Origin of the sequence: Coxiella-like endosymbiont (assembly GCF_030643785.1) — a bacterium.
In the GTDB taxonomy this organism is placed as follows: Bacteria; Pseudomonadota; Gammaproteobacteria; order Coxiellales; family Coxiellaceae; genus Coxiella.
The window spans coordinates 821,683-836,069 of the sequence record NZ_CP094378.1; the positions used below are offsets into that span (position 1 = coordinate 821,683).

A 14,387-nucleotide genomic window follows, 5' to 3' on the forward strand; every position below is an offset into this window, starting at 1 on the left:
GCTTCGCAACTTTGTACACAATTGCAAGCACTAACCAGTCATCCTGAATCGGGAAAAACAAATCAATTAACGAATTAGCTTATTAAAAAGTACGCGAAAACCCATTATAGAGCGATGGCTTCATTACTAAACTAAATGCTAAGAATGCTGTAATACAAGAAAATTATGCAGAGGCGCTAAAACAATTGCATTGGGTTATGGATAACACCGCTCCCCTTTAAAAGGGATCGCCCGTTTGCGGGCCGCTCCAATATATCTTGCTCAAAACCAGCCTAATCAAGCGTTTAGATTTATTGCGAACAATTAATGATTTTACTTTTAATCTCTTTATTGAAAATATTAAAGGTGATATTTATGCCGCGATAGGTAATAATAAGCCGGCTGCTGAAAAATCCTATGAAGTAGTACAAAATGAAATTAAAGTTATTGGGATTGACGATCCGTATTTAAAAATGAAAATATTCAGCTAAAAACTAAGTCCCTCTTTTCAGGGAAAGCACGGATAAGGGGTATAGAAATGCTTCCAGTCATCACCATCGTTGGCCGACCTAACGTTGGTAAATCGACATTATTTAATTGTTTAACGAGAAGTCGAGCAGCATTAGTGGCTGATGTTCCTGGAGTTACACGGGATCGTCAATATGGAGAAGCGACAATTGGATCCCAATCTATCTTGGTGGTGGATACGGGGGGATTAGTAAATTCAGAAGAACCTGCCATAGCAGCACTTGCAGAAACTCAAGTAGATCAGGCAATTGAAGAATCGGACTGTATTTTATTTTTGGTGGATGCGAAAACAGGCCTTACTTCCGCCGATGAAATAGTAGCGGAACGATTGCGGAAGAAAAATAAGAAAATCTTTTTTGTGGTTAATAAAGCAGATGGAACTGAAGCGGAAACGGTTCGAAGCGAATTTTATCGATTAGGCTTTAATGAACTTTACGTAATTTCAGCAAAAAAAGGTCATGGCATTAAACACTTGATGACTAATGTTCTTAGTGAATTGACGTTAGAAAAAGAAGTCGTTGGAAAAGAAATCCTTGAAAAGGAGCCAAGAATTAAAATTGCGGTAATTGGCCGACCGAATGTTGGAAAATCTACACTTATTAATCGATTGTTAAATGAAGAACGCGTTATCGTCTATGACCAACCTGGCACAACGCGAGATAGTATTTATATCCCTTTTGTCCGAAAGGATAAAAACTACACCTTAATTGATACGGCGGGTATTCGTAGGCGAGCAAGAATTCATAATCAAGTAGAAAAATTTTCAATTATTAAATCAATGCAAGCTATGCATGTCGTTGATGTGATTATTTTTGTTTTAAATGCTCATGAAAGTGTAAGCGAGCAGGATTTACGATTGTTAAATTTAATCATTGAAGCAAGTGTCCCCCTAGTAATAGCTGTTAATAAATGGGATAGTTTAGAAAATGATGAACGCCAACGAGTAAAACAAGACATCTATCGACGAATGTCTTTTACAGATTTTGCTCGCCTTTATTTTATTTCTGCGTTAGAAGGAACGGGGCTAAAAAAATTATTTCGAGCAATTGAGGAATCCTACCAATCGACTCAGCAAGAATTAACTACGAGCCAACTGACAAAAACTTTGGAAAAAGCAGTTTTAGAGCATGAGCTCCCGTTAGTGAAAGGTCGACGAATTCGATTACGGTTTGCGCATCTTGGCAGTCGTCATCCTTTGACTATTGTTATCCACGGAAAACAAACTCAATCCCTTCCTCAATCGTACTCTCGCTACCTCGCTAATTATTTCCGAAAAACATTTAATTTTATTGGAGTTCCCGTTCACATCAAATTAAAAACCGATCCTAATCCTTATGAAGAGGCCTAACTAATAACTGATTTTCTCATTTTTTACAAAAAAAGAAAATTCCCACGAGTGCTCTCCTAATGTAACAATGAAACACATAGCTATAACCGCCATGAAACTTTTAAGGGTTACTTGTTTGTAAGGAGTAGATTAAAACTTTTGAGTATCGGGTTTTAGCTGATTAAAAACTTGTTGCATGCTTTGATGATAGCTGAAGACAACTCGATCGATTTGATCTAACTCAGCAGAAAAAAATTATTGTCGGCAAGGGCCTTGATTGAAGTAATTGCGGCCTAAAAGGATTGAAAGCAACGTGTTGATAGGAATACAAAGAATGCCTGAAAATAGTTAATGGTATTAATAATGCCAGCTTCTTCGCCCAGCTTTTTTAGGTAGCGCTTGCATTCCTCCAAGCGCAGGGCTGTTAAGGAAACGTTAAACCAAGACCGAGTCCTGTTAAAAGTAGTGGTAACCAGAAAAAATGATAGGTGGCATGTAGAGGTGTCCAATAAAATAAAAAGGCATCAAGAGCAATTAATGTTAAGCTCCCACCATCATAGGAAGTCGATAACCAAAATGCCGAGTAATTCTCGAAGTAATAAGTGAAAATAAAAAAAATACTAACTCTAATCGGTAAAATATCGGTTCCTGCATGAATTGATGAATAGTTTATTAAATAAGGGCTTTGAATGAAGTTGTTAAAAAATAAAGCACGCCCATAATTGTGAATATGCTCGTCGCAATACCCTACATTACCTGCAATAAATAAGCGTTTATAAAAATGATAAAAATGAACCAGGGGGCTTTTGACTTTATGTTCCACAAACCAAAAAATTATCAGCAATGAAACTCCCACTCCCACAATTAATAAAATTAATTTTTTAGAGAAGTCTATCCACATACATTGCCTTCGACTAACTCTAAAGTCAAAATGATTAGTGCAAAAGCTAATAAAATAAGGCCACTGATATTCCAGATATTTTCTCTTCCATCCCTCGTTTTCTTTGCGAATAAACGAGCAATAATCATGGCGATAACCATAAGTGGAATGTTAGTCCAGAAGATATCGCGCCATGTGTCATAACTAGTGAAAATTCCACTGATAACTGGATCAAAAGCAAAGCTAAGACCGACTATCTTCGTCCAGAAAATGACAGCTAAATCTTCTTGACTACCGGAAAAGGCTATCTTGGCTATGGCTATAGGATCATTGGAGTAATGAGAGCGGCGGCTAAGCTCTTGTAAAGCCCGACTGATGACCGACTGATGATTATAATAGTAAGTTCCGTGTGGCCAGTTGTGATAATTAAGGAAGCGACAATAAATAGTAAGTCTCCTGTTAAAAACATATTTCGACGATCGAAAAGATCATCGAGTTGACCCTCCGATCACGATAAATGAAGCACAGGCGAGAAGATAAGAATTTACAATCCATTGCAACAAAATGGGAAGTTAAATGCAATTCATTACTCATCGTCAGGAGAGCATTCATTACTGCCGTGTATTTAGTCAGTCGTAGTGAAAACAGCGAGATAAACGGCGCCAAGAACTAACCATTTGCATAGAGGGTTTGCCTTCTAGATAATAAATTTTTAACACTCAAAAAATTTTCTTATTTTTTTATTCGTGTTTTAGATTATCTGGCTTTATTTCCTAAAGTCTTTAAGCTTAGAATATTTATCTGGAACGGTTATTTTATCTTGGCTGGATGATGTTGCTGCATAAATTCTCTTGACGCAAGAGTCTATTTGTCCCTCGGATAGTTGTACTGAAATTCGATCTCCAACTTTAAGAGCTATTGCTTTTCGAACGATTTGATTTTGGTGAGTGACAAGGGCATAGCCACGGTCTAGCGTTGTTAACGGGCTCATCGTTTGTAATGCTTGGGCTTTAGCCGCGAGCCCTTGTTGTCGCCGATTAAGATCGTAATCCATCGCCATGATTAGTCGGTGATGAAGTGATTCAATCCGACGGCAATGAGCTTCTAAACGCTGATTTGGGCGCTGCAAGCGCGCCATGATTGGTTGCAATTGAAGCCGACAGTGACGCAATTGAGTAGTTATTAAATGACTTAAGCGTCGTTGGAAAGTTTGAATATGTTGTAACCATTCGATTCGATTAGGACTCACCTTTTCCGCAGCAGCGGAAGGGGTAGCCGCGTGTTGATCAGCTGTGAAGTCAGAAATTGTAAAATTGATTTCATGACCAATTCCTGAAACAATAGGAATTTGGCAAGCGAAGATTGCTCGAGTAACTTTTTCTTCATTAAACGGCCATAAATCCTCTAAAGATCCGCCCCCTCGAGCTAGTATGAGCACGTCGCATTCTTTGCGTTTATTAGCTTTATTTATCGCCTCTATGATTTGAGCGGCAGCCTTTTTACCCTGAACCAATGTGGGATAAACGATTATTGGAGCGTTGGGAAATCGTCTTTTTAGCACCTTTAAAATATCCCGGATTGCCGCACTGGAAGGAGAGGTGATCACTCCGATGGTCTTGGGGAAAGTAGGAATAGGCTTTTTATTTTCGGAAGCAAATAAGCCTTCCTTTTCAAGTCGTTGTTTTAATCGTTCGAAGGCGATTTGCAAAGCTCCGCTGCCTATCATAATCATTTTCGTTACAATCAATTGAAAATCACCCCGTGGTTCATAGAGGCTAACTTGGGCCTGTAATAATACATGGTGGCCATTTTCGGGTATAAAATTCAATTGACAGTGGTAATTACGAAAAAATGCACATCGAACTTGGGCACGCTCATCCTTTAAAGAGAAATAAAAATGGCCGGAATTTGGCCGCGACAGGTTGGAAATTTCTCCAGTAATCCATAGGCGTTGAAAACGCTCTTCTAAAAAGACACGAGTTTCAGAATTAATTTGCGAGACGGTATAGACCGTTTTTGCATTTGCAAGCGATGGATTAATAAGGGTCTGATTTTTAATGAATAGATTCATCTGGTTATTATGCAAACAACCAAGACATTTGTCACTGACTACGGTTGGTGCAACGAGATGGTATGAATTAGATCCAACACCTCGTAACCTACTAATACAGCATTTTATCCCAGCATTTTATCCTCTTTTCTCATAAATTGTACTATCGGTAGGTCGCGCTTAAGAACAGATTTAGAAATTTTCTCATAGAAATAAGCGTCATCGAATCCAATCCTGTCCGCATCGGTTTTTTCTAACGAGAAAAAGATTTTATCGATTCTTGCTCAATAACAAGCGCACAGGCACATAGGGCACAGTTCGCAATTAGTGTACAGATGACATCTAATTCTCCGTGTGCGGTTGGGTCATTAATGACGGTAACTTGATTAGTTCCCTCGGAAATAATTTAAGAATTTTTTACGATGATAGATCCGAAAGGCCCACCATGATTTTCTAACATCGCTTTCTTAACCAAATCGAAAACTAAGGTCATAAATTTTTTATCCTCCATATTTTTCAACATGGTTATTCCTTCATTTAGAGTCGATTTAATCATTATAATTGAATACTTTTAATTTTGAATACTTTTAATTAATCGATCTACAAAAGCCATTATCCGTTTATTAAGTCTAATAATAATAAGTCTAATAATAACTTCGCGGATTTGTCGTTCAGGATCTGTTTCTTGCATCCAATAGCCATAATAGTTTACTTTTTATTTTTTAGGATCCCATTATTCTATGTTAGAATAATCTGATTTTCCTCAAGCATGGTGTGATATAGCGTATCGAGTCCTAGAAGTCGTAAATAACGAGCTAATTTTCCTAAATGGATATCTAAGAAAAATTTTATTTCTCGCAGTGGTTTGGGCTGAAGAAGGCGGACAAAGGGTGTAATATCAATAGCTTCAAAAACTTCTTCATTTTCTTGAAGCAGAAAATTAAAATTTACAGATTGACCATTCACAAGAATGAGATCAATTTCCGTATGAGGCACGCCTAGAGATTCAATAACGTCTTTAACGGATGGATGTTCGGTAAAATGATGTAGGAAAAACGGGTTTTTACGATATTGGGGGGTAGGAAATTATTGAATTCTTTATAGAAACGAAATGACGCTGTTTTCTAAGAACATATCAAACTTACAGATTCATGATGTGCTTATAATAGCATCCAAAGAATGTTGGAGTTGAATATTAGACGGTTTTATATCGGGTTGTGGACACTGCCTCTCATCTTATAACAGCCCTATGATGGACCTATGATGGGCGCCTTCAATGGGAGTAAATATGGTAGGTCGAATTCTTCTTATTCTTAGTGCATTTTGGTTGACAGGTTGTACAGTCTGGCCCAGAGAATTGGGATTTACACCTCAACAATGGCAAATGATGAATCCCACAGAACGTAAACAGTTACGAGCGAACTATTACCAAATTCACAATGCCCTTGAATTGAAAACTGTTTACCAGGGTCCTAGAATTCAAGTCGCCCTCTTTGGAGGGATAGCTCTGATGCCGCCGCTTTTTCAAGCTTATTATTTTAAGTCGGCAAGATTTAAAACTGCTCCTGGAAAATGCCAGCACGTTCAATTAACGAGCTGGGACCAAGCTCATTCCGCTAAGCTTACGGTTTGTTATGATGGATTAACGTTAAGTATGGATCCAAGTCGTTACGACTTTGCAAAAGCCAAGGGGACTTTACTTTTGACTTATAATCCACTGTGGAAGCACGGTTTTACCTATAATGATCTGTCGAGTTTGGGTTATGTGCGCTTACAAAATACGAATGTGACAATAAAAACAATTTCTAATGAGACGCTGGTTGAAGATGTCCAAACTGCTAGCCCTTGAGACTGCCACGGATGCTTGCTCGGTTGCGCTGTGGCTAAATGGAGAGATTATTGAACAATTCGAAATTGCTCCGCAGAGACATTCGGATATTCTTTTGGATTGTGTTGATGAGTTGCTGAGCAATGCAGGAATAAATTTGAAAAACCTTGATGCAATTGCTTTCGGATCGGGGCCGGGAAGTTTTATGGGTGTTCGTATTGCTACGGGCGTTGCGCAAGGAATCGCCTATGGAATCGATCTCCCGGTTATCCCCATATCAACGTTACAGGCGTTAGCTCAGTCAGCTTATCAAAAAATAAATAGTGAGCGGGTGATTGCAGGTTGGGACGCACGAATGGATTCTATTTACTGGGGTGTTTACCAAGTAGATGATAGAAAAATCATGCAAGCGATTACGGGTGATCATGTAGACCATCCGGAAGATATCCAATTTCCAACGGAAAATGGAATAGGCGTAGGAAATGCGTGGACCGTATATCGAGCCTCTTTGTCGCCGGATTTCCCCTTCATAGAGAAGGAAATCTATCCTGACGCCGCTTCAGTAGCCATGATTGCTCATCAGAAATTTAAGCAAGGTGATGTGTTACCACCTGAAAAAGCAGAACCTACATATATTCGCGAAAAAGTGGCCCGTTCCTCTGGGAAAGAGTTTTAACTCTGTATACGATAAAAATCATGAGACGATTTATTTCATCAAATTATCTATTTTCGTTTTTGTCAGTGTACAGAGGACCCTTGCGTTTTGAGGGATGTCTTTAAGATTTGATTAAGATTTATACTGTATATTCTAAACAATCAGAAATTAAGAGAGGTTCAATGGGAAGTGGCCAAAGAAACTTAAACGATGAATAATTAGAACAAGTGGGACAAGGAGCATTAGCGGCTCGTCCTAATCAGCCATTAGTTCAAATTGGGTCAATCGCTACTCTTATCCTTTTGGGAGGGGTTTTCTGGCTCCTCAATTTGGTGTCTAAATTAATGAAGGTTTCAGAGCTCAATTGCAGGGGTGCTTTTAGCACTTCGAGTAAATAGATGCTTCCAAGCAGAAGAGTTGTTGATAGACGTTGAACTTGAAGAGCCAGTATTATCATTAACAGTCGATTCTTCACGCAATTCAGAGATGATATGCAAAACAGGAGAGGCGACACTTGGGGAGTTCTGCCCCCATCGCCGGGTCATTCACCACCAACAACAGAGGGGGTTTTCCTTTTTTAGCTTCATCCACTTAGATATTGGCAATGATGATGGTTGACAAGCTTATAATCCCATTTGGTTGATGTACGGGAAGCACCGCCAGTATCGTCTCCAGAAACTGGACCTCAAGCGCTAGCATTAGAAAAAATTAATTTTTCAGGTGAGAAAAAATCCCTAAGGAAATGATGTGTCTTATATCACAAGATATCATGTCCGATCCGCTTTATTTTAAACAACGACCGAAATTGCTATTTGACAGATCACAAGCTCTTTGTTGGTTAGAGTTGTTTGGTTAGGGCTAAATCTATATCCTCTCCGCCCAATAACGCATTAATTGCCCATTTCAGCAGCGGATTTATGTTTCTGCAAATGGGCTTTACAAAGGACATAAAATATTTCATTTGTGCTGAAGTCATAAAAGCGGAGAATAAAGAAATAGTTTTAGCGATATAAAAAGCATTGTAGGAATTAGAGCATTTTATCGATATCAAATTTATTACTTCATCCCAGATCGATTTATTTTTTGCTTTTTTGCGGATTTAGGAGATAAAACAGGTGGAGCCGATGGGAATTTGATTATATTAAATCAAAGAATTTTTTTAAATCTGGAAGTTATAGGACTGTCTTACATGAATTAGGACATTTTCTTGGGCTAGATCATCCTGCGTCGATACAACGATTTTTGTGGATATTTCGGAATGTGGATGTTTACCCTTCATATTTATCTATAAAGAAAGCTAATTATAATGATAGCATGATGGCGGCTTATCCTTCAGAGTTATCTTTTTGGCAAACGGAGCCTATTGTTTTTATCAGTTTGGCAGAAATTATTTTTGTAGGTCTGATATACCGATAGCATTAGATATTAGCACACTACAAAAAGTTTATGGTGCCAATAGAGCAATTAATTCCGGCGATACTATTTTCTTCTTGGGATCCCCCGGCTGGTAATGATTGATACACTTGATTGTACCGATTACGCAGGTGATATGTGTCTTTTTATAGGAGGGTAGCGATCAATTCAGCAATGTTGGTGATAATTTTTTTCAATTTGCTCCAGGCACTTCCTTCAATCGAAAATGTTACAACGGGACCCAGAAACGATCAAATATACGCAGGAAACACCATAATTACGACTGGTTCTGGTTATGAAACCGTATATGTGACGGCGAGAAGTAATCACATTCGAATTACTGATTTTACCCCTACAGATACAATATCCCTCTGGTTGAGCTTTCCTCAGTATACCCAATGCCAATCTTTGGACATCGAAACGACAACGCATCCGGATCAGTGTATAACAACGCTAAATATTAAAGGAGAAAATTGTTTAATTCCTTTTAAGTTCAAATCAGTATCTTTAGAAGGGTTTTGTAACCGCCCAATTAATATTATCGATCAGATCACTTTTTTCAGCCAATTACTTCATTTTTATTATTATCCAAATGATAACCTTATTGTTGCCCATTTACTTACTTCCTAGCTGTTCTCATGCTTTGGTTGGCGGCGGGTCCTGAAATTAGCGAAATTCATCAGATTATCTCCAGAAAAGTCTATAGATTTTTTCAAATGAAAATTTTGGATACATTGATAGTCGAAATATTGAAATTCTACGAATGGTAAGTCGTATGATGATACGTGGTAATATGTCGATAACAGACTGAATTGCTTATGACTGGGCGTATGGTGCACGAAAGGGAGATGACTAAGCAACACAACTTAAACTTTACAACATGATGAAAATACTTTATATCCTAGAAGGGTTATTAGAAATTGATACGGTTTATTTGGTCAATCCAAAATAATGATTCCTTACTATTTAACTAAACTATTTAACTAAATTTTTTTATTCAGGTTTTTTGTTAAATGGAATGAAACCAGTAATGCTGCTCTCCACAAGAGTCGGTTTTTCTTTGTTTTCAGTATTATATGATTAATATGGCGTGCTAACTCTGCTTTGGCTGAGTAATTTTCTGTATCGTGTAAGTTAATATCAGCAAATACATTACCACTGGATTTAGTCATTTCTAATTTTTCATCGCTTCTACGTACCATTATTATTCTTCAGTAAGATCAGAAATTCTACTGAATATCTAGTAGTTTTTCTTTTTATTTCATAAAATTATCTATTTTTCCATGTGAAAAGGAGTTTCAAAAATGAATTTCCCTATTCTTAATCTTTTTTTAATGTTTTTATGGTATGGTGTGCCTATGTAAAGCGAGGTGTCTTATGCTAAAATTATTGACAATTAAAATATGTTTTTTCTCATTTTTTAGATTATCAAACAGTTTCGCTGCTAATTCAGTGGTAGCGCCATCAGGCAATATACAAACTGTCATTTCAACTTTGCAAAACCAAGTTTAGTAAGTGCAATACAGTGTTCCCTAGCAAATTAAAACACAAGCCGCAGTAAATCAGAAAGAGATAACCCAATTACAACAGGTGATGCAAAAGAAAATCAATATTTTTCAAAATCAAATTCAACAAGTAGAAGCTCAGTTGAGTACCGGAATAAAGCAATTAAAAAAAGAAATCCATGAAATGGGAATGATTAAGTAATTGAATCATTGATTTTTATTTACTTATTCGATCTTTTTATTTATTTAAGCTTATCTTCAAATTTTGGTAAATAAGGGTCTAGTCGGCAAGATTCAATCCGTATTTTTATAAAATTCCATTTGAAGAAATATGATATTTATAGAAATTATTTGTTGGAAATAGATTTTCCCTGAAGTTAAATTAATGTCTAAAACATGGCCTCCAATACTTAATATCTTCATCTAAAAAATGTAGATGAAGGCCGTCGAATTTCATTGGATACATAAATCAAGATGCGTAAAATCCAACTACGTTGACATTAATTTTTTCGGTATTTATAAGCATAACACTGTCGATAATTTTTGAAATTGGTTTAGTCTATAAGGTTTTTTTATTTTGGTATACTTTCCAAAACTATATTCTCTACATTAAATTTAATGTAAAATGTAACGGGATGGTTCTTAGAAGATAGATGAGTCAATAGCGATGTCTTTAATTCCTCTAAAGATGGAATATGGATTATAGTAAAAAATTTTTTTCCATCTGTAATTTACTGTAATTTAATAATAGCAGCCTAAGGAAGTGGTTCATGATCTTGTGCAATTCGTACACGTCCTATTTCGCAGTAATAGAAAACATTATCAATTTATAACCAACTTTCCATCTAATGAGTCAAATGTCCCTAATTCAATATTGCCATGTTTTTTAATTCTTTAATTGAAAAATCCTCATAATAGCAGCCCTTAGAAACTGCTAGAGAGTGAGAGTATTTATAAAGTGCTAACATTGGCCACTTCTTATTTTAAAATTTCCAATTGGAATTATATTAAAATATTATTTTAATAAATAATTAGTTAAATCATCTAATAAAATAGACTGTTCTGAATCTAAATTTTTTTCTTTTCTTAAAAAAGCAATCTCTTTTAGAGCATTTTTTCGAGTGAGTCGGATTCTTCCCCGATAATCGAAAGATAAATTTTCTTTACCATCATGCGTGTGCTTTAAATAAGCAGAAAATTTTTGTTGGTTTTCCTTAGATAAGAGATTCCAATAATGTCTGCCGATTAACCGTAAAGCTTGTTCTCTGCGAATTAGGTTGGGAAATTCAAAGGAAATTTTTCTTTCTCTTCTGGTACGGCAAGATGAAAGTGTTGAAATAAAAATTCTTCGTAAGGCGTAGAAAAACCAATTTCATATAAAGCTGCATCAGGATCTAGATTTGGAACGTTAGGATAAATAAAGTTTTGGTGGTAATCGCAAATGCTCTGGAAAATATTGAGATGGGTGGCTAGCCATTGTTTATTTTCATTTGCTAGCTGGAATCGCTTCGGTGACAAATGATGGAGATAGCGCCCGAGAGCAGGTAGTACAATGGGTTGAACACCTGAAACTTTGCGGATGGTGTAAGTGGTTTCTGGAATGGTTTTTTCAGTGGTAGTTGATAGTTCCTCGAGATCGAGGCGCAACCATATATATTGATTTTTATAATGATTGTGAGGTCCTAATCCAATTACCGGGGCTTGGTAAGCAAGCGTTGAGCCAAAGTTTCCTTGGATTAAAAGCCCTTCCCGATGATGATAAAATTCGCTCTTAATTGTCGCTGGTAATTGGGTTAATCGATGAGTTTCTATTTTCTTATCAAAATATCCGATGACGTATTGCCACATTTCCTCGTGAGCCATTAATTTTTTAGCTAAGCTGATACATGCATTGACGTCTACCATGGCATCATGAGCCTGCCCGTGTGCTAGTTGATTCATTCTGGATAAATTTTCTAATTTCATATTTAATGGGTTTGGCCAATTTAAAATATCCGATTTATATAAGTAATATAAAATGGTAATTGGAAAAAGATCTAATCGTCTGCATTGATTATTGAATTGATGGGTATAAGGTGGTAGTAAATTTCGATAAAAGGAAAAGCGTAAAAATTCGTCATCAAAACCGATCGTATTATACCCAATGCTAATAGTACCAGGGTTGTTCATTAATTGGTGGATTTCTCGAATGGCTTCAATTTCATGTTTTCCGGAAAGTATTTTGGCAACTGATATTCGATTGGTGATCATTGCCATAGGAGAAGGGATAATGTCGGGATTAAGGCGAATGCGAATTTCATGCTGCTCTAGTTCATTTAATGATTCATCAGTTCGAATAGCAGCGAATTGTAAAATTTGATCGAAGCACTTATTTAAACCCGTAGTTTCGATATCATAGAATAAATAAGTTTTTTTTCATGGCATAAAGCGCCCCTCTATTCAAAATAAAGAGATACTTTGGCAATATATTTTACTCGAGAGATAATATCTTGATACTGCAATTCTAACTGTTCTTTCTGATCTTTAACGGCTGTTAATGGCAGATAAATTTCAATATAAACTTTACTATCCAAATAATGTAAGATCGTCCGCCGGATTTCTTTAAAACTTGGTAAATTTTGACAATGGACTTTTAATAAACGATGAATATCTTCACGATTGGGTAAATTTACTAAAGGTGTTGAAGTAGCATCATTTTCCGGATCAATATGCATGGTAACATCAGCGACATGGGAAATATTTTTCATAAGATTTACATGTACCTGCTCGCTAATGTAATGTCCCTCTGATACACTAATGTTAGAGGTGACTTGAATATGAACATCTATGAAAATATTACCTCCGTGTGAACGCGTTCGTAATTGGTGGATGGAAAGAACACCAGGGACAGTGGAAATAATGTTAGTAATTTTTTCAAGAGTTTCGTCGTCGACAGCTGCATCAATGAGTTCTTGAATATTTTTCCATATCATTTTGAGGCCCATACGCAAGATTAAAAGTGCAATAATTAAGGCACCGATGGAATCAAGATAAGTGATGCCTAATCGAGTACCAATCACGCTGGCTAAAACGATCAATGAAACGAGGGCGTCACTTCGGTTATGCCACGCGTTAGTACGCAATAGGTCAGAATTAATTTTGTTACCTTTTATTAGGGTGTAGCGAAATAAGCTTTCATTTGCAATCACAGAAACGATGCCCACAACAATGACGGAAAAAGTGGGTGTTGTGGAGTGAACCCGATGAATGATATGGTGGAGGGTATCAAAAGTGATGATCCCCAGAGCAACAAAAATAAGAATAAGCGAAATAATAATTGCTCCAATCGTTTCGATGCGCCCATGACCGTAGGGATGTTCCTTGTCTGGTGATTGGGCCCCAAGATGACCCGCTATGACTACAAGCCCGTCAGTAAGGAGGTCTGATAAAGAATGAATTCCATCAGCAATTAAAGCTTGAGAATAGCAAATAATTCCCACACCAATTTTAAATAAAGCGAGTAAGGTATTTACGAAAGCACTTATAAGCGAAACGCTCAAGAGCGTGGAAAGGTGGCGATTTTTGCTTTTTGAAAAAATCATAGCAGTGTTTGTATTGTTCATTGCGAAACAGGACAATTATGGTACTATATTATCAATATTTAAGCAAAGGCAAGAGTAATATGCTCTCTACAGGACAAAAATAGAAAAACCAGGGGGTTTCCCTCGTCCTGCAGGAAAGTAAAGAAAGTTTTCGGGATAGAAGAGGATAGGTAAAGATAAAATGTTGAAAATCAGTCGATTAGCTGATTATGCCACGATGGTAATGACCATCTTAGCTTCCCGACAAGAGCGCTTTAGTGCGGCACAAATTACACGGGCGACACCTCTTTCAATGACTACCGTAAGTAAAGTGTTGAAGCTTTTGAATGAAAGCAAGTTGGTTAATTCTGAACGCGGTGTTAATGGGGGCTATCAATTGGCACGATCACCGGAAGCGATTAGTATAGCCGAAATTATCACTGCCATTGATGGCAAGCCGGCGATGACCGAATGCAGCCGAACTGAGAATCGATGCAAACATGACACTGTTTGCGGATTACGTAACAATTGGCAGTTCATTAATGGGTTGGTATTTGAAGTGTTGGATAGTTTGAATCTTGCAGATATGAAAAAACCATTAACTAAAAGACGAACAACCACTTTTCAATGTGATTATTGCCAGTGCAGTGACTCTCCGTGAG

General features: G+C 37.0%; 12 protein-coding genes. 6 read left to right on the plus strand and 6 right to left on the minus strand.

Annotated elements, in window-relative coordinates; all coding sequences use genetic code 11:
* Nucleotides 1-257: 257 nt before the first annotated feature.
* A complete protein-coding gene (locus MRH55_RS04310) occupies nt 258-470 on the plus strand; it encodes a YfgM family protein (RefSeq protein WP_304985058.1) in 213 nt (70 codons plus the stop codon).
* Between the two features lie 47 nt (nt 471-517).
* Nucleotides 518-1,855, plus strand: coding sequence for a ribosome biogenesis GTPase Der (der, locus tag MRH55_RS04315; protein WP_304985059.1), 1,338 nt, complete (start codon nt 518-520; stop codon nt 1,853-1,855).
* A 403-nt stretch (nt 1,856-2,258) separates the two neighbouring features.
* Here der and MRH55_RS04320 read toward each other — a convergent pair whose 3' ends face one another.
* The 3 genes from MRH55_RS04320 to MRH55_RS04330 form a co-directional block, all read right to left on the minus strand.
* Entirely contained in the window at nt 2,259-2,735 is a 477-nt protein-coding gene (locus MRH55_RS04320; RefSeq protein ID WP_304985060.1) for a hypothetical protein, read from the minus strand.
* Between the two features lie 745 nt (nt 2,736-3,480).
* Nucleotides 3,481-4,785: an exodeoxyribonuclease VII large subunit gene (gene xseA / locus MRH55_RS04325; RefSeq protein WP_304985061.1), complete on the minus strand. Its 1,305-nt coding sequence runs from the start codon at nt 4,783-4,785 to the stop codon at nt 3,481-3,483.
* Nucleotides 4,786-5,502: 717 nt separating this feature from the next.
* Complete coding sequence (locus tag MRH55_RS04330) at nt 5,503-5,775, minus strand: Mut7-C RNAse domain-containing protein (protein WP_304986126.1); 273 nt, start codon at nt 5,773-5,775, stop codon at nt 5,503-5,505.
* Between the two features lie 277 nt (nt 5,776-6,052).
* Here MRH55_RS04330 and MRH55_RS04335 point away from each other — a divergent pair, with 277 nt between their 5' ends.
* The 3 genes from MRH55_RS04335 (at nt 6,053) to MRH55_RS04345 (ending at nt 9,290) form a co-directional block, all read left to right on the plus strand.
* Nucleotides 6,053-6,613: a hypothetical protein gene (locus MRH55_RS04335; protein ID WP_304985062.1), complete on the plus strand. Its 561-nt coding sequence runs from the start codon at nt 6,053-6,055 to the stop codon at nt 6,611-6,613.
* A complete protein-coding gene (gene tsaB, locus MRH55_RS04340) occupies nt 6,573-7,268 on the plus strand; it encodes a tRNA (adenosine(37)-N6)-threonylcarbamoyltransferase complex dimerization subunit type 1 TsaB (protein ID WP_304985063.1) in 696 nt (231 codons plus the stop codon). Before MRH55_RS04335 ends, tsaB begins: the two co-directional genes overlap by 41 nt.
* Nucleotides 7,269-8,834: 1,566 nt before the next feature.
* Entirely contained in the window at nt 8,835-9,290 is a 456-nt protein-coding gene (locus MRH55_RS04345; protein ID WP_304985064.1) for a hypothetical protein, read from the plus strand.
* A gap of 353 nt (nt 9,291-9,643) precedes the next feature.
* Here the strand turns inward: MRH55_RS04345 and MRH55_RS04350 are convergent, their stop codons facing one another.
* The 3 genes from MRH55_RS04350 to MRH55_RS04360 all read right to left on the minus strand — a co-directional run bounded on the left by MRH55_RS04350 (nt 9,644) and on the right by MRH55_RS04360 (nt 13,746).
* Entirely contained in the window at nt 9,644-9,862 is a 219-nt protein-coding gene (locus MRH55_RS04350) for a hypothetical protein (protein ID WP_304985065.1), read from the minus strand.
* A gap of 1,575 nt (nt 9,863-11,437) precedes the next feature.
* Entirely contained in the window at nt 11,438-12,556 is a 1,119-nt protein-coding gene (locus MRH55_RS04355; RefSeq protein ID WP_369421526.1) for an exonuclease domain-containing protein, read from the minus strand.
* 44 nt (nt 12,557-12,600) lie between these two features.
* Nucleotides 12,601-13,746, minus strand: coding sequence for a cation diffusion facilitator family transporter (locus MRH55_RS04360; protein ID WP_304985066.1), 1,146 nt, complete (start codon nt 13,744-13,746; stop codon nt 12,601-12,603).
* A gap of 181 nt (nt 13,747-13,927) precedes the next feature.
* Between MRH55_RS04360 and MRH55_RS04365 the strand changes: the two genes are divergently transcribed.
* Nucleotides 13,928-14,386: an SUF system Fe-S cluster assembly regulator gene (locus MRH55_RS04365; protein ID WP_304985067.1), complete on the plus strand. Its 459-nt coding sequence runs from the start codon at nt 13,928-13,930 to the stop codon at nt 14,384-14,386.
* Nucleotide 14,387 lies beyond the last annotated feature (1 nt).

Coding starts and splice junctions, on each gene's coding strand:
- der (WP_304985059.1), top strand. CDS start 518: ATGCTTCCAGTCATCACCATCGTTGGCCGACCTAACGTTGGTAAATCG.
- MRH55_RS04320 (WP_304985060.1), bottom strand. CDS start 2,735: ATGTGGATAGACTTCTCTAAAAAATTAATTTTATTAATTGTGGGAGTG.
- xseA (WP_304985061.1), bottom strand. CDS start 4,785: ATGAATCTATTCATTAAAAATCAGACCCTTATTAATCCATCGCTTGCA.
- MRH55_RS04335 (WP_304985062.1), top strand. CDS start 6,053: ATGGTAGGTCGAATTCTTCTTATTCTTAGTGCATTTTGGTTGACAGGT.
- tsaB (WP_304985063.1), top strand. CDS start 6,573: ATGAGACGCTGGTTGAAGATGTCCAAACTGCTAGCCCTTGAGACTGCC.
- MRH55_RS04345 (WP_304985064.1), top strand. CDS start 8,835: ATGTTGGTGATAATTTTTTTCAATTTGCTCCAGGCACTTCCTTCAATC.
- MRH55_RS04350 (WP_304985065.1), bottom strand. CDS start 9,862: ATGGTACGTAGAAGCGATGAAAAATTAGAAATGACTAAATCCAGTGGT.
- MRH55_RS04360 (WP_304985066.1), bottom strand. CDS start 13,746: ATGATTTTTTCAAAAAGCAAAAATCGCCACCTTTCCACGCTCTTGAGC.
- MRH55_RS04365 (WP_304985067.1), top strand. CDS start 13,928: ATGTTGAAAATCAGTCGATTAGCTGATTATGCCACGATGGTAATGACC.